The sequence below is a fragment of the Streptosporangium sp. NPDC004379 genome, from assembly GCF_042873875.1.
Lineage (GTDB): Bacteria > Actinomycetota > Actinomycetes > Streptosporangiales > Streptosporangiaceae > Streptosporangium.
Map to the genome: position 1 here is coordinate 189,780 of NZ_JBIAMC010000010.1, position 22,034 is coordinate 211,813.

Genomic DNA, 22,034 nt, shown 5'->3' on the forward strand with positions numbered 1-22,034 from the left:
GGAGGGGGAGCGGCGACTCCCCTCAGGCGAGGTCCGCGTCGTGCACGAGGATCGCCGCCTGCACCCGGTTGGTCAGGCCCAGCTTGGCGAGCACCCGGCTGACGTGTGCCTTCACCGTCGCTTCGGCCAGCCGGAGCTCCCGTCCGATCTCGGCGTTCGACAGGCCGCGGGCCAGCGCCCTGATCACGTCCTCCTCCCTGGCGGTCAGCGACGCGAGCCGGTCGCGAGCGGTCTCGGCGCGTGAGGGCGCCCGGTCGACGAAGGAGGTGATCAACCGTTTGGTGACGGTGGGGGACAGCATGGCCTGGCCCGCCGCGACCGTGCGGACGGCGGCGGCCAGCTCCCGGGGCGGGGTGTCCTTGAGCAGGAACCCGACCGCGCCCAGCCGCAGCGCCTCGTGGACGTACTCGTCCAGGTCGAAGGTGGTGAGCATGACCACCTTGGGCGCGCCGGGCGCGGCCAGGACGCGTGCCGCGGCGGTCAGGCCGTCGGTGCCGGGCATGCGCACGTCCATCAGCACCACCTCGGGCCTGAGCCTGGCGACGGCGGTGACCGCCTCGTCGCCGCCGCGGGCCTCGCCGACGACCACGATGTCGCCCGCCGCCTCCAGGATCATCCGGAGCCCGGACCTGACCAACGCCTCGTCGTCGGCGATCAGCACGCGGATCATGCGGCGGGGATCCTGGCCAGGACCTGGAAGCCGTCTCCGTCCCGCGGACCGGTCTCCAGCCGCCCGCCGGCCAGCTCGACGCGCTCCCGCAGACCGACCAGCCCCCATCCGGAGCCGGGCAGGCCGCGGCCCGGCTCCGCCGAGGGTCCGTTGCGCACGACGACCTCCAGTGCGGCGGGCAGGTAGCGGACGAACACGTCGGTCTCGGCGTCGCCCGCGTGCCTGTGCACGTTGGTGAGCGCCTCCTGGACCACACGGTAGGCGGTGCGTTCCGCGGTGGGCCCGAGCGGGCGCGCCTCGCCCTCGTCGTGACGGCTGACCGTGAGGCCCAGCGCCCGGGTCTGGTCGAGCAGCCGGTCGAGGTCGGCCAGCGTGGGCTGAGGATCGCGTGCGGGGTCCTGTGAGCGCAGCACGCCCAGCACCTCGCGCAGGTCGCTCAGCGCCTCCCTGCCGATGCCGCCGATCAGCGCCGCGGCCTCGGCGGTGCGGTCGTCGGTGGCTCCGACCTCCAGGGCACCCGCGTGCAGGACCATCAGCGACACCCGGTGCGCGACGACGTCGTGCATCTCCCGCGCGATGCGGGCGCGTTCCTGGCCGCGAGCCCGCTCCGCGCGCAGCGCCTGCTCGCGGCGCAGCTGCCGCGCCTGTTCGCGCGCCGCCTCCAGCACCTGCCGTCTGGAGCGGATCCACATCCCCACGACGAGGGGGAGCCCCAGCAGCGCGGCGCCGAGGAGGAACACGTTGGCCGGGGTGCCCGCGACGATTTCCCGGTACCCGCCGCCCCACCGGGAGACGAGGCCGCCGAGCAGCCACACCACGACGGCGACGGCCCCGTAGAGCCGCAGGTGGCGGCGATGCAGGCGCGTGCCCGCGTAGTAGGAGGCCACGGCGGCGGCGGGCCACATCACCAGCCAGACGTAGGTGACGGCCCCCACCGCGGCGAGCGGCCACGGCGAACGCCTGGCGTGGACCGCGGCCGCCCCGGAGACGGCGGCGACGCCCGCGAGCACGGGGACGGGCAGCTCGGATCCGACCCCCACCGAACCGGTCGCGGACGCCATGGAGAGGAGGAACACCGCCGCGCCGAGCGCCCACGGCGTGATCCGCTCGACGATCCCGGCGTCGCCGTACGTCATGAGCCGAGGTTATCCGGCCGTCCGGGCGGCGCCCCGCTACGAAAGTAGCGGGTGCCGGGAGACTTCCGCCGGGGACGGTACGGCAGGACCGCCCGGCAGGGTGGCGGCATGAGAAAAACGATCATCGCGAGCGCGCTCGCCCTCTGCGCGTTCACCGACGCCGGCACGGCGCACGCCGCGTCGCCCACATCCGCACCCACCATGCCCGCGCCCGTCCTGCCCGCGCCGACCGGCGACCACCCCGTCGGACGGACGGTCGTCCACCTGGTCGACTCCACCCGCCCCGACCCGTGGGTCGAGGGGAGGAAACGCGAGCTGATGGTCTCGATCTGGTATCCGGCGCGCAAGGCCGTGGGGAAGCGGGCCCCGTACGTCACGCCCCGGGAGTCGGAGCTGATCATCAAGAGCGTGCCGCAGCTGAAGGACGTGCCGCCGGACACACTCGCCAGGACGAGGACGTACGCCCACGTCGACGCGCCCCCGCTGAAGCGCAAGGGCGGGTGGCCGCTGGTGGTCATGTCACCCGGCATGACGCTGCCCCGCGCCACGCTGACCTCGCTGGCCGAGGACTTCGCCGGCAGGGGTTACCTGGTGGCGGGCATCGAGCACACCTACGAGTCGGTGGCCACCACGTTCCCGGACGGCAGGACCGTCACGTTCGAGGCGGGCAGGGGCGGCCAGACGCCGGAACTGGGGGAGAAGGTCGCCCGGGTCCGGGCCGCCGACACGGCGTTCGTGCTGAATGAGCTTGAGAAGGACAGGCGCTGGAACCGGCTGGTCGACGAGACCAGGACCGCGATGGTGGGACATTCGGTCGGCGGGCAGAGCGCCGCGCATCTCCTGCAGGGGAACCGGCGGATCCGGGCCGCGGTCAACCTGGACGGCACCTACAACCCGAAGACGCCGGCCGAGCCCGTCCGCAAGCCCTTCATGATGATCGGCAACCCGCGGCACGAGCCGGCCGGTGACGGGGAGGACGGGTCCTGGAACCTGTTCTGGCCGCATGTGACCGGCGACTGGAAGCGCTGGCTGACCGTCACCGGCGCCGAGCACATGAGCTTCGTCGACTACGCGGTGCTCCAGCCGCAGCTGGGACTGCCGGCCGCCCCCCTCGACGGCGAGCGCTCCCTGGCGATCACCCGTGCGTACGTCGGCGCCTTCCTCGACCTGCACCTGAAAGGCGAGCGCAGACCGCTGCTTGACGGCCCGTCGGACGACTACCCCGAGGTGAGGTTCTGGTAACCGGAGAGCCGCTCCCGCCCCCCCAGGCCCTGTTTCTCCCGATGCCGGGGCCACGGGGAGGAACGGCCACGGCGAACTCCATGAGCGACCCGAGGGGGTCGGGTACGGCGGGTACGGTGGGCGGTCCGTAAGTGAGGGGCTACGGCGCCCGGCCCTGCGCTCTCCCCTGTCAGTGTGGCCGCAAGGCTACGGCGACCAGCCCTGAGTGGGGAAGCAGGGTGGCTTCAGCATCGGTGAGGACCGTGGGCCGCCCGAAAGCAAGAAGCTACGGTGAGCTGGCCGTACGGACGAAGCGGTCTTGGCGCGGAGGTGGGCGGGTGTTCCGGCCGGCTTCAAAACGCCAGAAACCGTCGCGCCCGGGACCAGGCCGGAGGCCGGGAAACACCAGAGCCCGGCCACAGCGCCGGCCGGAACACCCGCCCACCGCAGCGCGCACCGTCGTCCAGCCCGGGAAGGGGCCGGAACACCCACCCACCGCAGCGCGCGCGACCGCTCACCCGGTAAGCGCCGACCCGCACAGACCCAGGGAAACGCCCCGAGCCTCGAAACAGGCGGTGACCGTTCCGAGCCCAAGACCGTCACGGTCGAAGACCCGTCTTGGCCCCGCCCGGGGTTCGAGGTCGTTTCAGGTCGAAGCGCCGTTCGAGGACCGAAGCGTCGTACGGGATCAGGGCTTGGCGTACTTCTCCAGGTCGTCGAGGATCTTCCCGGCCGCGGTGACGCCGATCCCGGTCATCCAGATCTCGTCGTCCACGTTGTGAGCCGTGCCGTTCTCGACCGCCTTCAGGTTCTTCCAGAGCGGCCCGGCCGTCACCGACGCCTGCGCCTGCGCGGCCTGCTCGCCGTACGCGCAGTAGAAGAGGACGTCGCCGTCGGCCTGGGAGAGGTTCTCCTGGCTCAGCTCGGCGAAGCGCCGGTCGGCGACGCCGTTCAGCTGCTGGGGCTCGGGGCGGGCGAAGCCCGCGTCGCCGACGACGATGCCGCTGAACGACGTGGGACCGTACATCCGGATCGTGCCGGGGATGAAGCGGATGATGCTCACCGTGCCCGCGTCCGAGCCGTTCAGAGAGCGCGCCCGGGCCTGGTAGTCGGCGAGGAGCTTCTCGGCCTGGGCCTTCTTCCCCAGCGCTTCGGCGTCGAGGAGGAAGTTCTCCTTCCAGGTGGATCCCACCTTCTCGGTGAACACCGTCGGTGCGATCCGGCTGAGCTTGGCGTAGAACTGCTCCTGGCGGAACTTCGAGCCCAGGATGAGGTCGGGCTTGAGGGCGGCGATGGCCTCCATGTTGGGCGCCTGCAGGGTGCCGACCGCCTTCGTCGCGTCCAGGGCGGAGCCCAGGTACTTCGGCCATTTCTGGCTCGCGTCCGACTGGGCCGCGCCGACCGGGGAGAGGCCGAGGGAGACCATGCTGTCCAGCTTGTCGGTGTCGAGCACGACGACCCGCTTGGGCGTCTCGGGCACCTTCGTCTCGCCCATCGCGTGTTTGACCGTCCGGGTGGGGCCCTCGGCGGTCTGATCCCCGCTGCCGGAGGAGCCGCAGGCGGCGAGGGCGGCGGTCGAGAGCAGAACCGCGGCGGCGGCTCTGACCAGGCGGAAGGACATGGGTTCCCCTCGGTTCATAAGGTAAGGCAAGCCTAACTATAGATGCGGTCATCTCCCGGTCAGGAACCCGCCTGCCCGAAACGCGACCGAAACACCGCGCGCCCGGGTTTCACAGGCCCGAAACACCCGTGCACGAGCGCTGAAACCGTGCGCCACCAGGCTGTGGGCCAACGTCAGTGCGCGGCCGGTCAACGAAGCCCAGAAGCGTCCACTGCGACCTTGAGACGGCCATACGCCATGTGTAAGGGAGGGTCGCGTCGAATGAAGATCGATAGCGGCACCACTGCCTGGATGCTCACAGCCGCCGCCCTGGTGCTGCTGATGACTCCGGGCCTCGCGTTCTTCTACGGGGGCATGACCAGGGCCAAGAGCGTTCTCAACATGATGATGATGTCGTGGGTCAGCATCATCGTCGCGACGATCGCCTGGGTCCTCTACGGCCACTCGCTGGCCTTCGACGAGGCCGGCTCCGGCGTCGTCAACAAGATCGTCGGCGGCCTCGACAACCTTGGGCTGGCCGGCCTGGCGGACACCGCCACCAAGGACGACGGCACCGGCATGCCGAGCCTCGTCTTCTCCATGTTCCAGATGACCTTCGCGATCATCACTGTGGCCCTGATCAGCGGCGGGCTCGCCGACCGTGTCAAGTTCGGCGCCTGGGTCGTCTTCGCGACCGTCTGGGTGAGCATCGTCTACTTCCCCGTGGCCCACTGGGTGTGGGGCGGCGGCTGGCTGAGCAACCTCGGCATCGAGGACTTCGCCGGCGGCACGGTCGTCCACATCAACGCCGGAGCCGCGGCCCTGGCGGTGGTGCTCGTGATCGGCAAGCGGGTCGGCTGGGGCAGGGAGCCGATGCGGCCGCACAACCTCCCGCTCGTCCTGCTGGGCGCCGGGCTGCTGTGGTTCGGCTGGTTCGGCTTCAACGCCGGCTCCGAGCTCGCCGTGGACGGCACCACCGGCCTGGCGTTCATCAACACCCAGATCGCCACCGCGGCCGCCGCCGGCGCCTGGATCGTGGCCGAGAAGCTCCGCGACGGCCACTCCACCAGCCTGGGCATCGCCTCCGGCGCCGTCGCGGGCCTGGTCGCCATCACCCCGGCCTGCGGTTTCGTCGACCCCTGGGCGGCATTCGTCATCGGCGCGATCGCCGGCGCCGTCTGCGCCTACGCGGTCGGCCTGAAGCACAGGCTGGGCTACGACGACTCCCTGGACGTGGTCGGCGTGCACCTGGTGGGCGGTGTCATCGGCGCCGTGGCGCTCGGTTTCGTCGCGGCCTACCCGTTCGCCGACGGCCAGGCCAAGGGCATCCTGCTGGGCGGGCCGATCTCCCAGCTCGGCGTCCAGGTGCTCGGCCCGGTCGCCGTCGGCCTGTACTCCTTCGTCGTCTCGTGGATCCTCGCCAAGGTCATCGACAGGACGATGGGCTTCCGCGTCACGCAGGAGCAGGAGGTCGCGGGCGTCGACGTCACCACCCACGCCGAGACCGGGTACGACCTCGGCACCATCCACTCCTCCGGCGTGGCCTCCCCCAACGGCGCGGCCACCGCCCCGGTGTCCAAGAAGGTGGACGCATGAGACTCATCACCGCCGTGATCAAGCCCTTCAAGCTCGACGACGTGAAGGCCGCCCTCGAACAGTTCGGCATCAAGGGCATGACGGTCAGCGAGGCCAGCGGGTACGGCCGGCAGCGCGGCCACACCGAGGTCTACCGGGGCGCCGAGTACCAGGTGGACCTGGTGCCCAAGGTCCGCCTGGAGGTGCTCGCCGAGGAGGACGACGCCGAGGACGTCATCGACGTGATCGTCAAGGCCGCGCAGACCGGGAAGATCGGCGACGGCAAGGTCTGGTCGGTCCCGGTGGACGCCGTCGTGCGGGTGCGCACCGGCGAGCGCGGCCCCGAGGCGCTCTGACCCGTGAGGGGTGACGCCCGCTCCTACGCCGCGGTCCGCAGGGACCGGGCGGCGGACATCGACCGCTGGCTCGCGGACCTGCTCCGGGCGGCCTGCGGCACACCGTACGGCGCCGCCGCCGGGAACACCGGCGGGGACGGCGGCCCGTACGGGATGTCCGGAAGGAGCACGCCGTACGAGGTCCAGGACGCTTCGCGGGGGGTCGCGCACAGGGCTTCGAACGGTTCCCCGCACGGCGCTTTCAACGGTGTCACGCGCGGCGCCCGGCGCGGCCCCTCGCGCGGGGCGCCGGGCGGCGGGATCCCCGAGGGCGTAGCGCTGGTCGCGGTGGGCAGCCTGGGGCGCGGGGAACTCGCCCCGGGCAGTGACCTGGACCTGGTCCTGCTGCACGACGGCAGACAGGACGTGGCGCGGGTCGCGGACCGCCTCTGGTACCCGGTCTGGGACGCGGGGGTGGGCCTGGACCACTCGGTGCGCACGGTGGAGGAGGCCGCCGCCGTGGCCCGGGACGACCTCAAGGCCGTGCTGGGCCTCATCCAGGCCCGGCACGTGGCCGGGGACCCGGAGCTGACCCGGGCGGCGCGCGAGGCGGTGCTCGCCGACTGGCGGGCCGACGCCAGGCGGCGGCTGGGCGAGCTGCGGGAGGCGTCCGAGGGGCGGGCGGAGGCGTACGGGGAGCTGGCGTTCCTCCTGGAGCCCGATCTGAAGGACGCCCGCGGCGGTCTCCGCGACGTGCAGGCGATGCAGGCCGTGGCCGCGGCCTGGGTGGCCCCGGCCCCGGGGCCCCGCTCCCGCGAGGCCTACGAGCTGCTGCTCGACGTGCGGCACGCCCTGCACCTGGTCACCGCCCGCGGGGCCGACCGGCTGGTGCTCCAGGAGCAGGACGCGGTGGCCGGGACGCTGGGCCTGCTCGACGCCGAGGCGCTGATGCGCCGGCTGGCCGAGGCGGGCCGTACGGTGGCGCACGCCCTCGACGCCACCTGGCGCGCCGCCGACCGGCTGCTCACCGGTCCCGCGCCGCGGGGCCGCCGTCCGCTGGCCGACGGCGTCGTCGAGCACGGCGGCGAGGTGGCGCTCGCCCGCGGGGTGAGCCCCCGCACCGACCCCGTGCTCGTGCTCCGCGCCGCCGCCGCGGCGGCGCAGGCCGGGTTGCCGCTGGCCCCCGCCGCGGTCACCGCGCTGGCGGCCCAGTCGCCGCCGATGCCGGTCCCGTGGCCGCCCGCGGCGCGTGACGCGCTGGTGGCGCTGCTCGGCGCGGGACGCGCGGCGGTGCCGGTCTGGGAGGAGCTGGACCAGGCGGGGGTGCTGGTCCGGCTCCTGCCGGACTGGGAGCGGGTACGGCACCGTCCGCAGCGCAACCCGGTGCACCGCTACACCGTGGACCGGCACCTCATCGAGACCGCGGCCGCGGCGGCCGCGCACACCCGGGACGTCTCCCGCCCCGACCTGCTGCTCATCGCCGCGCTCCTGCACGATGTCGGCAAGGGCTGGCCCGGCGACCACTCCTCCACCGGCGCGGTGGTGGCCCGCGACATCGGGACCCGCATCGGGCTGCCGCCCGCCGACGTCGCCGTCCTGGAGCGGGTGGTCCGGCACCATCTGCTGCTGCCGGAGACCGCGACCCGCCGCGACCTGGACGACCCGGTGACGATCTCCCGGGTGGCCGGGGCGGTCGGCTCGCGGGAGGTCCTGGAACTGCTGGCCGCGCTCGCCGTGGCCGACGGCGCCGCCACCGGCCCGGCCGCCTGGAACGCCTGGAAGGCGTCGCTGGTGGCCGACCTCGTGCGCCGGACGCGCTCGGTGCTGGCCGGCGCGCAGCCGCCCCCGGCGCCCACGCTGTCCGCGGAGCGGGCGTCCCTGGCCCGGCACGACGGCTGCGCCGTGCGGGTCGGCGGGGGAGCGGTCACCGTGGTGGCCCCCGACCGCGCCGGGCTGCTGTGGCGGGCGGCCGGGGTGCTCGCCGCCCACCGGATGGTGGTGCGCGCCGCCTCCGCCGCCTCGGCGGGCGGCACGGCCGTCATCGAGTTCGCGGTCGTGCCCGAGTACGGCTCGCCGCCGGACCCCGCGACCCTGGAGGCCGATCTGCGGCTGGTGCTGGCGGGGCGGCTCGACATCGAGGAACGCCTGGCCAGGAGGGCCAGATCGATGCGCCCGTCCCGGGTGCCGGTGGCTCCGCCCCGGGTCGCGCTGCTGGACGACGCGTCCGCCACGGCCACGGTGATCGAAGTGCGTGCGCACGATAGACCCGGACTATTGTGGCGAATCGGCAGGGCTTTCGGAGACTGTGGTCTTGACGTACGCGCCGCGCGTGTGGAGACTCTCGGCGCGGAGGCGGTGGACGTTTTCTACGTCGTCGACAGGGCCGGACGTCCGCTGACCGACGCGGTTCAGCGAGTACAGGTGCGGGACCAGGTGCTCGCCGCTCTGCGGTAACCGTAGCCAATCGTTCCTTTGTCACCTTCGTAACGATTAAGGCCGGTTTGTCGGCTATGCCGATTGCGTCCCGTGACCTTGTGGTCTCATTGTGGCCACGTACGTCGGTTAGGTGAGAGGTGTCGAGAGCGTGACGACGGCGACAACCGACAGCGGCCGTCATCCGGCGCGCGATCGCGGCAAGCGGGCCGGTGGCAGGTTCAGCCTGCGCAACTGGCGCGTGCGATCCCGCCTCACGGCCCTGATCCTGGTGCCCACCGTGGTGGGCGTCCTACTCGCCGGAACCCGGGTGTACGCCTCCGTCGAGAGTGTGGCCGGCTACCAGCGGGCGGCTTCGGCCGCCGAGTACGGCAACCGGATCCGCGACCTCGCGCAGGCCCTCGGCCTGGAGCGCGACCGGGTCGCCTGGGCGTCGTTCCAGCCGGGCAACAAGGGGCTGAAGTCGAGCGCCGAGGCGCAGATGGAGACCGTGGACGGCAAGGTCACCAAGGTCCTGGCCGACCTGGGCGCCATCGACGACTCCTACGGCCGGCGGGCGACGGACGCCGCCAGGGACGTGCGCTACCAGCTGTCCGGGCTGAAAGAGCTGCGCCGGCTCTCCGGGACGATCCGTGTGGAACGGTACAGCACCATGGTCGCCCCGCTGCTGCAGCTCCACGAGGAGCTCACGGCGGTCAGCGACGACCCGGAGATCGTGGGCAACACGCGCGCGCTCAGCGCGCTGTCCTACGCCAAGGAGGAGGTCTCCAGGCAGCGCGCCCGCCTGCTGTCCGGCTACTACGCGCCCTGGCTGATCAACGCCCAGGAGCTGGAGAAGTTCATCGCCTCCCGCTCGCGCATGCAGGACTACGTGGCCGACTTCACCGTCGAGGCGACCCCGGCCAACGCCCAGCTCCTGTCCAACGCCCTGATCGACGAGCGGGTGTACCGGGCCGAGCTGACCAAGGCCAGGGCGATCGTGCTGGCCAGCGACCCCCGCCACCAGGGCCGGCTGCTGACCGACTTCGCCGACGTCAAGCAGTGGTTCTCCGACAACGCCGTGACCATCGACAAGATCGCCAAGGTCGAGTCCAAGGTCGCTGCGGACGTGGTCACCCGCGCCCGCGACCTGGAGGAGACCGAGCAGCGCAACGCGATCATCACTTCCGCGCTCATCCTGCTCCTGCTGGCGCTGGTCATCGGTCTCACCGTCCTCATCGCCCGGTCGATGGTCCAGCCGCTGCGCCGCCTGCGGGCCGAGGCACTGGACGTCGCCGGGCACCGGCTGCCCGAGGTGGTGCGCAACCTGCGGGTCTCCGGCGACAGCCGGGTCCCCGAGGTCGACCCCATCCCCGTCGACTCCAAGGACGAGATCGGAGAGGTCGCCAAGGCCTTCGACGAGGTCCACCGCCAGGCCGTACGGCTGGCCGCGGAGGAGTCGGAGCTGCGCTCCAACATCAGCGCGATGTTCGTCAACCTCTCGCGCCGCACCCAGACCCTCGTGGAACGGCAGATCTCGCTGATCGACGGTCTGGAGAAGGGCGAGGAGGACGGCGGGCGCCTGGGCGACCTGTTCAAGCTCGACCACCTGGCCACCCGCATGCGCCGCAACTCCGAGAACCTCCTGGTCCTCGCGGGCCACGAGCCGACCCGCCGGCGCAGCCAGCCCGCCAAGCTCGTCGATGTCGTACGCGCCTCCCTGTCGGAGGTCGAGGACTACGAGCGGGTGCAGGTCAAGGTGCACCGGACGATCTCGGTGGCCGGGATCGCCGCCAACGACATCGTCCACCTGGTCGCCGAGCTGGTGGAGAACGCCATCCAGTTCTCCCCCCGGGCCAGCCAGGTCGTGGTCTCCAGCAGCATGGTCGAGGGCGGCGCCGCGCTGCTCGCGGTCAGCGACTCCGGCATCGGCATGACCACCGAGGAACTGGTCGAGACGAACCGCCGCCTGGCCGATCCGCCCGTCGTGGACGTCTCGGTGTCGCGGCGGATGGGCCTGTTCGTGGTCGGCCGGCTGGCCCTGCGGCACGGCATCCGCGTCCAGCTCCGGCCGCAGGAGGGCGGCGGCCTGATCGCCATGGTGCTCTTCCCGCCGGAGCTCATCGTCCAGCAGGTCCAGCCGGGTCAGACCCCCTCGTGGGGCGGCGAGTCGCAGGCCGGGCGGCAGTCCCCCTTCGACCAGCCGTCGTTCGGCCAGTCGCCGGCGTCCCAGCCGTCGTTCGGACAGTCGTCCTTCGGGCAGCCGTCGTTCGGCCAGTCGCCGGTGTCGCAGCCGTCCTTCGGGCAGCCGTCGTTCGGTCAGTCGTCCTTCGGCCAGTCCTCCTTCGACCGGCCGATGGCCGGGCGGCCCGCCCCGGCGCCGAGCCCGGCGGCGGGACCGAACGGCGAGTCCCCGCTGCCGCGGCGACAGCCCCGGGCGGCCGCCCAGCCGCAGGCGGGCGAAGCGTCCTGGGAGCAGGCGTCCGCCTGGGAGCAGCCGCCTCCCTCCTTCGACCGGCCGCCTGCCTCCTTCGACCAGTCGCCCCCTTCCTTCGAGCAGCCGCTCCCCTCCTGGGATCAGCCGCCCGCCTCCTGGGGGCAGGCGTCCTACGAGGAGCCGGTGAACACCCCGATGCCGGCAGTGGAGGTCTCCCCGCTCGAACCCGAGCAGGAGGAATACCTGCCGATCTTCGCCTCCGTCGAGTCCGCCTGGTTCCGCCGGCCGGACGCCTCGGAGCCGCACCCGGCCGCCGGGGCCTCCCCGGCCGACCGGCCCGCGCCGTACGACCCCCTGGCCGCGGGGCCCACGCCCCCGGCCGGAATGCCCGCCGCCGAGCCGGTCGCCGCCGAGCCGGCCCTCGCCGAGCCGGTCACCGCGGGCGGGGGCTGGCACAGTCCCGCCGACGCCGGATGGCAGGCGGCCAGGGCCGCGAGCGAGCCTGCTCTCGGCGGGCTGACCGCGGCCGGCCTGCCCAAGCGGACGCCCAAGGCCAACCTGGTGCCGGGCGCCGCGACGAGCACGCCCGCGCCGGCCGCTCCGATGGCGCCGGTCTCGGCCGAGCGGGTCCGCAACCGTCTGTCGAGCTTCCAGCAGGGGATCCGGCGCGGTCGCGCCGAACTGTACGAGGACACCGCCGGGAACACGGCGGATAAGGAGGAGCGCTCGTGACGACCCTGAGCCATGAGGCACGCAGGTTCGACTGGCTGATCACCGAGTTCGTCCGCGGCACCCCCGGCGTCGCGCACGCGGTGTGCGTCTCGGCCGACGGACTGCGGCTCGCCAGCTCCGAAGGGTTCCCCGACGACCGCGCGGACCAGCTCTCCGCGGTGGCGGCCGGGTTGCTCAGTCTCACCGTGGGCGCGTCCCGCGTCTTCGACGGCGGGTCCGTCACCCAGACGGTGGTCGAGATGGAGCGCGGACTGCTGCTGGTCATGGCGATCAGCGACGGCTCCTGCCTGGCGGTACTGGCCTCCGCCGAGTGCGACATGGGTCTGGTGGCCTACCAGATGACCCTGCTCGTCGACCGGGCCGGCCAGGTGCTCACCCCCGCCCTGCGGGCCGAGCTGCAGTCCACCCGGGGGCGTTGATGAGCGCGCGCGTCACGGGAGAGGTCCATGATCGGTAACGACGGGATCGGGGACGAGGAGCCCCTGTTCCGTCCGTACGCGATGACCGGCGGCCGCGCCGAGCCCCGTTACCACCTGGCGCTGGAGACGCTGGTCTCGTCCTCGTTCGTCACGGACGAGGAACTCGTCCTGCTCACCCCCGAGCAGGACGCCATCATCAGATTGTGCCGGTCCTTCCGGTCGGTCGCCGAGATCTCCGCCCTGCTGCGGGTCCCCCTGGGCGTGGCCCGGGTGATCGTCGCGGACATGGCGGACGAGGGCCTCGTCCGCCTGCACCAGCCGCAGCTGGACAAGGGGCAGCCGGATCTCGACATGCTCGAAAGGGTGCTCAGTGGACTTCGCAGGCTCTAACCCCGGCGGCCTGACCTCGACGAAGATCGTCGTCGCCGGCGGGTTCGGCGTCGGGAAGACCACGTTCGTGGGGTCGGTCTCGGAGATCCTCCCGCTGACCACCGAGGCGGTGATGACCGACGCCAGCGCCGGCATCGACGACCTGGGACTGACGCCCAACAAGACGACGACCACGGTGGCCATGGACTTCGGCCGGGTCTCGCTGGACCAGGACCTGATCCTGTACCTGTTCGGCACGCCGGGTCAGCACCGGTTCTGGTTCATGTGGGACGACCTGGTGCGCGGCGCCCTCGGCGCGGTGGTCCTGGTCGACACCCGCAGGCTGGCCGACGGGTTCCCCGCGATCGACTACTTCGAGGAGGCGGGACTGCCCTTCGTGGTCGCCATCAACGGCTGGGACGGGCAGTTCATGCACTCCCAGGACCAGGTGCGCGAGGCGCTGGCGCTGGCGCCGTACGTCCCGGTGGTGACCACCGACGCGCGCTCGCGCGACTCCGTCAAGAGCACGCTCATCACGCTGGTCGAGCACGTCCTGCGGGTCCGCACGGGCCACGGCATGCCCGCCTGACCGGTTCCCGCCGCGCCTGACCGGCCCGTCGCCGGGGCCGATCAAGGCGTCGGGGCCGGGCCGGCGCCGTGTGGCCCGGCCTCCGTACGGCCCGCGGGACCGCCCCGGGCGGCCGGCGTCCCGCGGTGCGGTGCCGGCGGGGGGCGGTCCTCAGCCGATCCACCACCGGGCGGCGACCAGTTCGGCCACCAGCGTCTCGGTGAGCAGGGCGACGCCGGGGTCGTCGTCGTGGCGGTAGCGGACGGAGTCCCGGGCCCCGGACAGCTCTCCGCCGACGGTGAGCACGGTGGAGCCCCGCTGCCGGATCCAGTCCATGGCCTGCTCGTCGTAGGCGGACCCGGGGAAGAGGATCGCGCGGTAGTCGAGGGTCTTGGTCAGGTAGACGTCCACGTGGGCCCAGTCGCCGGTCTCGCAGGCGTCGGCCGCGCGGCGCGGGCCCTCGCGGAACATCAGCGCCGACTGCTCCGCCGACGACAGCCGCTCGGCGGGGGCGATCGTGTACACACCGTGCGGGCCGTCGAGCAGCTCCGCGGCCCGCTCCAGCCACTCGCCGCGCCGCTCCAGCAGGTCGGCGGCGGCCTCGGCGGAGCGGCGCAGCAGGGCGGGCACGTCGGGTCCCGAGCCGGTCAGGCGGCCGTGCAGGGCCAGCAGCAGCGCGATCGTGTGCTGGAAGGTACGGCAGGACACCCCGCCGCGCTCCTCGCCGGCGGACATCGGGACCGTCAGGTCGGCGCCCTCGGTGACGGGCGAGCCCTCCCGGTTGGTCATCGCCAGGACGAACGACCGGCCCCGGTGGCGGGCGACCGCGTCGAGGGTCTCCCGGCTGCCGCCGGTCGCGGAGATCGCCACGACGAGCGTGCCGGGGTCCGGCGGGTAGGAGGCGGCGGCGGAGGCGTACTCGGCGACCGCGTCGATCCCCGCCGCCCGCAGGCGCGCCGCGGCGACCCCGGCGGCGTAGCGGGAGCTGCCCATGCCGAGGAGGAGGACCCGCCGTACGGCGGGCGGCAGGGCGCCGAACGGGTCGCCTGCCTCCAGGGCGTCCGCCAGCCCGGTCAGCGCGGCCGGCTTGGCCTCCAGGTCGGCGAGGTACAGCTCGGGGTTCACGTTCTCTTCTCTCCTTCGGCGGGTGTTCCCCGGGGTCCGGGGTGACTTCGGCGGTGGGGACGGCGGGGGCGGAGTCCGGGTGCGCGGCTTCCCGGGCTCCGCTCCGCGGGCTTCCCGGGCTCCGCGGGTTTCGCGGGGATCTCTCAGGGGCGCGGCGGCTCAGCCGTACCAGGACCGCAGGACCCCCATCGGCGCGTAGCGCCAGCGCGGCAGGTGCCGGGCGGCGTAGACGAGCTCCCGGCACTCCTGCTCGATCTCGAAGGGCCGCAGCAGGAAGTCGTCCAGCAGGTCCGGCCGGCCGTGCTCGGCGAGGCGGGCGCGGTAGGCCGTCTCCAGCGCGGTGCGGGCCGCCGTCGCCCAGGCGCCGGCCGCGGACGGGTCGGCCCCACGGCGCCTGATCGCGACCTGGGCGACGTGGTCGACGCTGGCGGTCAGCTGGGCGAGGTCGCGGGCGGCCGGCTGGAAGGGGTCCGCTCCGGTGACCGTGGGGTTCCCGTCGAAGTCGATCACCGCGTAGCCGCCGCGCCAACGCAGGATCTGGCCGACGTGCAGGTCGCCGTGGATACGGATCAGCGGGGTGGGGCCCGCGCCGGCCAGCGGAGCGAGCCCGGTGCGCAGTGCGCCGGCGCGGGCGGCGAGCCAGTCGCCGTCCTCGCCGCCGGTCAGCGCGAGCGCCTCCTCCAGCGCCGCCAGTGCCCGCCCGTGCGGCTCGGGACTGATCGGGGCGTGCCGTACCGGGCCGGGGACGGCGGACGAGGGGGTGGCCAGGGCCGCGTGCAGGTCGGCCGCCAGCGTCCCCAGTTCGGCGGCGAAGGCCGTCCCGCCGCCCGCGGCCTCGTCCACGCACCACTCCCAGCCGTCCGAGGCGTCGGGGAGGTAGGCGGTGACCAGGGCGAGGAGCACCTCGCCGTCACCCCCGTCTCCGTTTTCGCGCCGGGTCACCGCCGCGTACGGCGTGGCGGTGGCGGTGAAACCGACCTCGGTCAGATGGGCGAACATCTCGGGTGCCGGCTGGGGAAGCGGGGCGGGGGGTGTGAGCCACTTCACGACCACGCTCTCGCCGACGATCACCGAGTGATTCGTCTGGTCGGCGTCGAAGCCCCGCTCCACCGGCGGGCACCCGGCGGAAACAGGTGTCGACTGAATAAGCGATGAAAAGCTTCCGACATCCGTCCCGGGAAGCGGCCGGAACTGTCTCACGGCGAACGGCGAAGGAATTTCGCTGGTCAGAGCCTTGATGAGTTCACCGCTGCGCCCATCACCGGCACGCGGCGGAGCTCCGAGCCGCTCCCAGATTGAACGTGGATTTAACAAACTGATCAAACTTCCCTGGGACGTTGTCGGGCAAAGTCTTGCTCAAGATATTCTTGCCTGCAACACTCCTGCTTTGGTCTGCCGTGTCCGTTACGGCCGGTCTACCCCCCTTAACCTGAATTCCGAAGGAGTAGCGGCCGTGTTCCGTGCTCGGTCCCCCCGTTCCCTCTCCGCTGCCGCGCTGGTCACAGGCCTGGCCCTCGCCGTCTCCGCCTGCGGCGGAGGTTCCGGTGAGACCACCGCCGCGGACGCCGGCGGCCCCACCGCCGCGGCCGCGCAGCTCGACCCGAACGCCGACCTGACGAAGCAGAGCGTCACCCTCACCGTATGGGAGGGCTACACGCCCAAGGAGCTTCCCGAGAAGGTCAAGGAGAAGCTCAAGTTCGACCTCAAGGTGACGCCGCACGACACCAACGAGACCGCCATGGCCAAGCTGACCTCGGGCGCCGACAGCGGCATCGACGTGGCGTTCGTCTCCGGCCAGTACGCCCAGGCGCTCAACGAGGCCGGGCTGCTGGAGCCGCTCCACCCCGAGCTCATCCCCAACCTCGCCAACCTCTACCCCGAGGCCAAGGAACTGGCCTACGACAAGGGCAACGTCTTCTCCGTCCCCTACACCTGGGGCACCACCGGCATCTGCTACCGCACCGACCTGGTGAAGACCCCGCCGGCGAGCTGGAACGACATCCTCAGCCCGGCCCCGGACGCCGAGAAGAAGGTCACGATGATGACCACCGAGCGCTGGCTGGCCCTGCCCGCCATCAAGGCGCTCGGCTACTCGGTCAACACCCGCAGCGACGAGGAGCTGGCCAAGGTCAAGGAGAAGCTGCTGGAGGCCAAGCCCCACCTGCTCGGCTACGACGACGTCACCTTCGGCGACAAGCTCAAGTCGGGCGAGGCCGTGATGGTCGAGGCGTGGGACGGCTGGTGCCCCACCACCGAGAAGAACATCAAGTTCGTGGTGCCCAAGGAGGGCAGCGACCTGTGGGTGGACACCATGGTGATCCTGAAGTCCTCCAAGAACAAGGAGGCCGCCCACGCGCTGATCAACTACATCCTCGACCCGGAGATCCACGGCTGGGCCGCGGAGAACATCCTGTACAAGGTCCCGAACAAGGCCGCCATGGACCGGGTGGACGCCAAGCTCAAGGCCGACAACACCCCGCTGCAGATGACCCCCTCCCAGCTCCTGCAGGGTGAGTCGATCGTCGACCTGGGCGAGGACTCGACCAAGTTCAGCCGCCTCCAGACCGAGGTCAAGGCAGCGAAGTGACATCTTCCACCGTCTCCGGTGCGGCCGCGGGTCCGCGGCCGCACCGGTCGCGTGTGATCGGACGGCTGACCTTCCTCGGCCCCGGCCTGGCCTACCTGGTCGTCTTCCTGCTGGTGCCGCTGGCGCTGGTGCTGAGCTACACGCTGTTCCGCCGGGGACGGTTCGGCGGAGTCGTCCACGAGGTCACGGGGGAGAACTTCACCCGGCTCCTCGACCCGCTCTACCTCGACGTGGTCGTCGGCTCACTGCGGCTGGCCGCGCTCGCCACGCTGATCGCGCTGCTCGTCGGCTACCCCACGGCCTACCTGATCGCGCAGCTGCCGCGGAGATGGAAGACGATCGCGCTGGTGGCGATCGTGCTTCCCTTCTGGACCAACTTCCTGGTCCGCATCTACGCCTGGATCATCCTGCTGAGCGGTCCCGGCCTGGTCAACTCCGCGCTGACGAAACTCGGCCTGGTCGAAAAGCCGCTGGAACTGCTGTACAACGAGGGCACCATCGTCACCGGCCTGGTCTACTCCTACCTGCCGCTGATGGTGCTCCCGCTGTACGCCGCGATCGAACGGCTCGACCCGCAGCTCCGCGAGGCGTCGGCCAACCTCGGCGCCCGGCCGGCCCGCACGTTCGTGTCGGTGACGCTGCCGCTGACCCTGCCGGGCGTGCTCAGCGGCTGCCTGTTCGTCTTCGTGCCGAGCTTCGGCAACTTCGTCATCCCCGAGCTGCTCGGCGGCGGACGCTCGATCATGGTCGGCAACCTGATCCGCGACCAGTTCCTCAACGCGCGCGACTGGCCGTTCGGCGCCACGCTCTCGCTGGCGCTGCTCGCCGTACTGATCGTCCTGCTGCTGCTGCAGGCATGGAGTTCCCGCCGTGCGTAGACCGCGCCTGCTGTACGTCCCCTTCTGGGCGACCTACGTCTTCCTCTACACCCCGATCGTGGTGCTCGTCGCCATGTCGTTCAACGCCGGGAAGTCGCCCTACGTCTTCGCCGGTTTCAGCCTGAAGTGGTACGGCGAGCTCGCCGGCGACGCGACCATCCGCGACGGCCTGGTCAACACGCTGATCGTGGCCGCGGGGTCCACGGCGCTGTCCACCGTCCTCGGCACCCTGCTCGCGGTGGGCCTGGCCCGCCACACCAGGTCGCGGGTGCTGGACGCGCTGGGCGTGCTGCCCGCCGTGCTGCCCGACCTGGTGCTGGCCATCGGCCTGCTGGTGTTCTACGCCGCGGTCAAGATGACGCTCGGGCTGCACTCGGTGCTGCTGGCCCACACCGTGTTCGGCATGGCGTTCGTCACCGCGGTGGTCCGCACCCGGCTCAGCCACGCCGACACCTCCCTGGAGGAGGCCTCCCGGGACCTCGGCGCCACGCCGTTCGCCACGTTCTTCCGCGTCACGCTGCCGCAGCTCGCGCCCGGCGTGGCCGCGGGCGCGCTGCTGGCGTTCACACTGTCGGTCGACGAGTTCGTCATCGCGTTCTTCACCGCGGCGCCGACCGCGCCGACCCTGCCCATCGTCATCTACTCAATGGTCCGCTTCGGGGTCACCCCGGAGATCAACGCGCTGGCGACCCTGCTGCTGGCGGTGAGCTTCACCGTGGTGATCGTGGCCCAGCGGATGACCCGACTGACGGAGTCCCTGTCGTAATGCTGCAGATCACAGGTGTCAGCCGCCGGTTCGGCGAGATCACGGCGCTGTCGGAGGTCTCCCTGGACATCCGGCAGGGGGAGTTCTTCGCGCTGCTCGGCCCCAGCGGCTGCGGCAAGACCACGCTGCTGCGGATCCTCGCCGGATTCGAGACCCCCGACTCCGGAGCCGTCACCCTCGACGGCTCCGACCTGCTCGCGCTGCCCGCGCACCGCCGCCCGGTCAACCTGATGTTCCAGTCGTACGCGCTGTTCCCGCACATGACCGTGGCGAAGAACGTCGCCTACGGCCTGGAGCGGGAGCGGCTGCCCCGGGCCGAGGTCCGCGAGCGCGTCGAGGAGGTCCTCGCGAAGGTCGGCCTGGCCGAGATGGCCGGACGCCGGCCGCAGCAGCTGTCCGGCGGCCAGCGGCAGCGGGTCGCGCTGGCCCGCGCGATCGTGAAGCGGCCCCGGATGCTGCTGCTCGACGAGCCGCTGTCCGCGCTGGACAAGAAGGTCCGCGCGGAGATGCAGCTGGAGCTGAAGCGGCTCCAGCACGAGGTCGGCATCACCTTCGTCGTGGTCACCCACGACCAGGAGGAGGCCATGTCGCTGGCCGACCGGATCGCGGTCTTCAACGCGGGCCGCGTCGAGCAGGTGGACGAGCCGGTGGCGCTGTACGAGCGGCCCCGCACGCCGTTCGTCGCCGGGTTCGTGGGAGCCGCCAACCTCTTCGAGGGCGAGGTCCGCGCGGGAGGCCTGGACGGCGGGCCGCTGGGCGTCCTGCCGGGTGCGGGGGACCTGCCCGAGGGGGCCTCCGCGCTGCTGGCCGTACGGCCGGAGCGGATCCGCCTGGCGGACTTCGGCGTGCCGGAGGAGCCGGCGGGCTCGGGGGAGACGTCCCCGGAACCCGTGGAGGAGGCCCCGGCGGAGCTCACGGAGCAGTCCCCGGAGTCCCCGGAGTCCCCGGCGGAGGCGGCGGCGGAGCCGGTGGGGGAGCGGGGCGTGCTGCGGGGGAAGGTGGCCGACGTCAGCTTCTACGGCGGCGTCTCGCACGTCTCCGTCGTCGTGCCGGGACGCCCGGCGCCGGTCCTGGTGGCCGTCCAGGGGGCCACCAGGGTCCGGACCGGATCGGCGGTGGCCCTCCGCTGGACGGCGGACGACGGGGTGCTGGTGCCTCAGTGAGACGTCTTGAGCGGGTTGTCCGTCGCGGTCCGGGCGTAGGCCAGGATGAGCTCCGCCGCCTCCTCCGGGCCGATCACCGGGTGGCGGGCCGTTATGCGGTAACCGTACGCGTCCTCGAGCGCGACGAGGTTGCGCGCGACGACCAGGGAGTCGTCGGCCAGAGTGAAGGCCCCCAGGGCGGCCCCGGTCTCCAGGACGCTCTGGTACAGCGAGACCTGGCGGTCGTAGAGCGTGGTGAGCAGCAGGGCGTACATCCGGTTGCGCGGCGCCGCCCCGCCCAGCTCGTTGAGGAGCCGCACGTCGGGGTCGTCCGGCCCGTGCGGCAGACCGGAGCGGATGGTGACGACGAGCTTCTCGACGGGGTCGCGCATGCCCGCGATCCGCTTCAGCCTCTGCTCGTAGAAGCGCTCCATCCCCGCGTGGTGGGCGTCGACCAGCAGGTCCCCGAGCTGGGGGTAGTGGTAGAGCACCGCCCCGGAGGTCAGCCCGGCCTCCTCGGCGACGTGGTTGAGGTGGACTCCGTCGGTGCCGTGCCGGATTATCGCCCGGTGCGCGGCCGCTATGAGATCGAGCCGCCTGTCCGCCCGGTTCTTGCGCGTCATGATACCCCGCTCGTTGAAAAGAAATCCGTGACCCCGGGGTCCATGGTGGCCCCTTTCCGGCGATTTAGCCAGACACAGAATTGAACCACTCTTCAAAGCCCAGAACACCACAACATACGGAGGCGTGATGTCGCTCACGATCCTGTTCATGCCGGAGAGCGCTTACGGGCCGACGAACAACTGCATCGGCATCGGTGACATTCTCCGCAAGCGCGGTCACCGGGTCGTCTTCGCAGCTGAGGCCTCCTGGAAGGGCAAATTGGAAGCGCTCGGATTCGAGGAGGACCTGGTCGACCTCGCGCCTCCGTCCGAAGAGGAGCAGGACGCCGGGCAGTTCTGGAAGGATTTCATCCGCGACACCGCGCCGGAATACCGCAAGACGACCGCCGAGCAGCTGGAGACGGTGACCAAGCCGATCTGGGAAGCGCTGATCGACGGTGTGAAGTACTGCGAGCCGCAGCTGAGGGAAATCATCGGGCGGGTCAGGCCGGATGTGATCGTCGAGGACAATGTGATCACTTTCCCGGCGCTGCTGACCGCGGGAAAGCCGTTCGTCCGCATCGTCTCGTGCAACCCGCTGGAGGTCCGCGGCGAGAACGTCCCGCCGGTCTTCTCCGGACTGCCCGCCGACGACCGCTCGGAGTGGGACGCCTTCCGCGCCGAGTACGACCGCACCCACCGTGAGCTGTGGAGCGCCTTCAACGAGTGGTGCGTCGCGCAGGGCACCGAGCCGCTGCCCGACCTGGACTTCATCCACGAGGGCGACCTGAACCTCTACCTCTATCCGGAGATCGCCGACTACACCGACGCCCGGCCGCTGGACGAGCGCTGGCACCGCCTGGACTCCTCGGTCCGCGAGACCGACGCCGAGTTCGAGCTGCCCGAGCCGCTGGCGTCCCGGGACGGCGCGCTGGTCTACTTCTCGCTGGGCTCGCTCGGCTCGGCCGACGTCGCGCTGATGCAGCGCGTCATCGACGTGCTGGCCACCACCCCGCACCGCTTCATCGTCTCCAAGGGCCCGCTGCACGAGGAGATCAAGCTCGCCGACAACATGTGGGGCGCCGAGACCCTCCCGCAGACCACGATCCTGCCGATGGTGGACCTGGTCATCACCCACGGCGGCAACAACACCACCACCGAGGCGCTGCACTTCGGCAAGCCGATGATCCTGCTGCCCCTGTTCTGGGACCAGTACGACAACGCGCAGCGCGTCCACGAGCTCGGCTACGGCGTGCGGCTCGGCACCTACACCTTCACCGACGCCGAGCTGACCGGCGCGCTGGAGCGGCTGCTCGGCGACACCGCGCTGCGCGAGCGGCTGGCCGCGGCCGGCGAGGAGATCCGCCGCCGCGACGGCCTGCGCAGGGCCGCCGACCTGATCGAGCGGGCCGGAGCCCCCGGAGCCTGACGTCCGCCCCCGCGGGTTCCTCCCGGTCCCC

General features: G+C 72.0%; 19 protein-coding genes. 13 read left to right on the top strand and 6 right to left on the bottom strand.

Annotated elements, in window-relative coordinates; all coding sequences use genetic code 11:
• Positions 1-22: 22 nt before the first annotated feature.
• Together ACFYSC_RS22725 and ACFYSC_RS22730 are read right to left on the bottom strand one after the other, a co-directional pair.
• Positions 23-670 carry a response regulator gene (locus ACFYSC_RS22725; protein ID WP_389964927.1) on the bottom strand — a complete coding sequence of 216 codons (648 nt, stop codon included), beginning with the start codon at positions 668-670 and terminating at the stop codon, positions 23-25.
• Positions 667-1,806, bottom strand: coding sequence for a sensor histidine kinase (locus ACFYSC_RS22730; RefSeq protein WP_389964930.1), 1,140 nt, complete (start codon positions 1,804-1,806; stop codon positions 667-669). The genes ACFYSC_RS22725 and ACFYSC_RS22730 overlap by 4 nt, the downstream gene beginning before the upstream one ends.
• A gap of 108 nt (positions 1,807-1,914) precedes the next feature.
• Here ACFYSC_RS22730 and ACFYSC_RS22735 point away from each other — a divergent pair, with 108 nt between their 5' ends.
• The gene (locus tag ACFYSC_RS22735; RefSeq protein ID WP_389964933.1) at positions 1,915-3,048 is read left to right on the top strand and encodes an alpha/beta hydrolase family protein; all 1,134 of its coding nucleotides are present in this window, start codon (positions 1,915-1,917) and stop codon (positions 3,046-3,048) included.
• Between the two features lie 667 nt (positions 3,049-3,715).
• Here ACFYSC_RS22735 and ACFYSC_RS22740 read toward each other — a convergent pair.
• On the bottom strand, positions 3,716-4,648 hold the full coding sequence (locus ACFYSC_RS22740) for an ABC transporter substrate-binding protein (RefSeq protein ID WP_389964936.1): 933 nt from the start codon (positions 4,646-4,648) through the stop codon (positions 3,716-3,718).
• Between the two features lie 261 nt (positions 4,649-4,909).
• Here ACFYSC_RS22740 and ACFYSC_RS22745 point away from each other — a divergent pair, with 261 nt between their 5' ends.
• The 7 genes from ACFYSC_RS22745 (at position 4,910) to ACFYSC_RS22775 (ending at position 13,495) form a co-directional block, all read left to right on the top strand.
• Positions 4,910-6,223: an ammonium transporter gene (locus ACFYSC_RS22745; RefSeq protein ID WP_389964939.1), complete on the top strand. Its 1,314-nt coding sequence runs from the start codon at positions 4,910-4,912 to the stop codon at positions 6,221-6,223.
• Positions 6,220-6,558, top strand: coding sequence for a P-II family nitrogen regulator (locus ACFYSC_RS22750; protein WP_189246045.1), 339 nt, complete (start codon positions 6,220-6,222; stop codon positions 6,556-6,558). Before ACFYSC_RS22745 ends, ACFYSC_RS22750 begins: the two co-directional genes overlap by 4 nt.
• A gap of 3 nt (positions 6,559-6,561) precedes the next feature.
• The gene (locus ACFYSC_RS22755; RefSeq protein WP_389964943.1) at positions 6,562-8,991 is read left to right on the top strand and encodes a [protein-PII] uridylyltransferase; all 2,430 of its coding nucleotides are present in this window, start codon (positions 6,562-6,564) and stop codon (positions 8,989-8,991) included.
• A gap of 130 nt (positions 8,992-9,121) precedes the next feature.
• Complete coding sequence (locus tag ACFYSC_RS22760; protein ID WP_389964946.1) at positions 9,122-12,118, top strand: nitrate- and nitrite sensing domain-containing protein; 2,997 nt, start codon at positions 9,122-9,124, stop codon at positions 12,116-12,118.
• Complete coding sequence (locus ACFYSC_RS22765; protein WP_386149223.1) at positions 12,115-12,537, top strand: roadblock/LC7 domain-containing protein; 423 nt, start codon at positions 12,115-12,117, stop codon at positions 12,535-12,537. The genes ACFYSC_RS22760 and ACFYSC_RS22765 overlap by 4 nt, the downstream gene beginning before the upstream one ends.
• A 27-nt stretch (positions 12,538-12,564) precedes the next feature.
• Positions 12,565-12,927 (top strand): DUF742 domain-containing protein, encoded by a 363-nt coding sequence (locus tag ACFYSC_RS22770; RefSeq protein WP_362930670.1) that lies wholly within the window; start codon positions 12,565-12,567, stop codon positions 12,925-12,927.
• A 10-nt stretch (positions 12,928-12,937) separates the two neighbouring features.
• Positions 12,938-13,495, top strand: a complete 558-nt coding sequence (locus tag ACFYSC_RS22775; RefSeq protein WP_389965199.1) for an ATP/GTP-binding protein — start codon at positions 12,938-12,940, stop codon at positions 13,493-13,495.
• A 150-nt stretch (positions 13,496-13,645) separates the two neighbouring features.
• On the opposite strand, the gene ACFYSC_RS22780 is transcribed toward ACFYSC_RS22775, so the two are convergent.
• The gene (locus ACFYSC_RS22780; RefSeq protein WP_389964950.1) at positions 13,646-14,599 is read right to left on the bottom strand and encodes an SIS domain-containing protein; all 954 of its coding nucleotides are present in this window, start codon (positions 14,597-14,599) and stop codon (positions 13,646-13,648) included.
• Between the two features lie 159 nt (positions 14,600-14,758).
• A complete protein-coding gene (locus ACFYSC_RS22785; protein WP_389964953.1) occupies positions 14,759-15,709 on the bottom strand; it encodes a hypothetical protein in 951 nt (316 codons plus the stop codon).
• A gap of 343 nt (positions 15,710-16,052) precedes the next feature.
• Here ACFYSC_RS22785 and ACFYSC_RS22790 point away from each other — a divergent pair, with 343 nt between their 5' ends.
• The 4 genes from ACFYSC_RS22790 to ACFYSC_RS22805 are packed head-to-tail and all read left to right on the top strand — an operon-like array spanning position 16,053 to position 19,993.
• Complete coding sequence (locus tag ACFYSC_RS22790; RefSeq protein ID WP_389964956.1) at positions 16,053-17,186, top strand: spermidine/putrescine ABC transporter substrate-binding protein; 1,134 nt, start codon at positions 16,053-16,055, stop codon at positions 17,184-17,186.
• Positions 17,187-17,239: 53 nt separating this feature from the next.
• Positions 17,240-18,064 (top strand): ABC transporter permease, encoded by an 825-nt coding sequence (locus ACFYSC_RS22795; protein ID WP_389964959.1) that lies wholly within the window; start codon positions 17,240-17,242, stop codon positions 18,062-18,064.
• Positions 18,057-18,830: an ABC transporter permease gene (locus ACFYSC_RS22800; RefSeq protein ID WP_389964962.1), complete on the top strand. Its 774-nt coding sequence runs from the start codon at positions 18,057-18,059 to the stop codon at positions 18,828-18,830. Before ACFYSC_RS22795 ends, ACFYSC_RS22800 begins: the two co-directional genes overlap by 8 nt.
• A complete protein-coding gene (locus ACFYSC_RS22805; RefSeq protein WP_389964965.1) occupies positions 18,830-19,993 on the top strand; it encodes an ABC transporter ATP-binding protein in 1,164 nt (387 codons plus the stop codon). Before ACFYSC_RS22800 ends, ACFYSC_RS22805 begins: the two co-directional genes overlap by 1 nt.
• Here ACFYSC_RS22805 and ACFYSC_RS22810 read toward each other — a convergent pair.
• Positions 19,987-20,595, bottom strand: a complete 609-nt coding sequence (locus tag ACFYSC_RS22810) for a TetR/AcrR family transcriptional regulator (protein ID WP_389964968.1) — start codon at positions 20,593-20,595, stop codon at positions 19,987-19,989. The genes ACFYSC_RS22805 and ACFYSC_RS22810 overlap by 7 nt on opposite strands.
• A 127-nt stretch (positions 20,596-20,722) precedes the next feature.
• On the opposite strand from ACFYSC_RS22810, the gene ACFYSC_RS22815 reads away from it, so the two are divergent.
• Complete coding sequence (locus ACFYSC_RS22815; RefSeq protein ID WP_389964971.1) at positions 20,723-22,003, top strand: glycosyltransferase; 1,281 nt, start codon at positions 20,723-20,725, stop codon at positions 22,001-22,003.
• Positions 22,004-22,034: the final 31 nt, after the last annotated feature.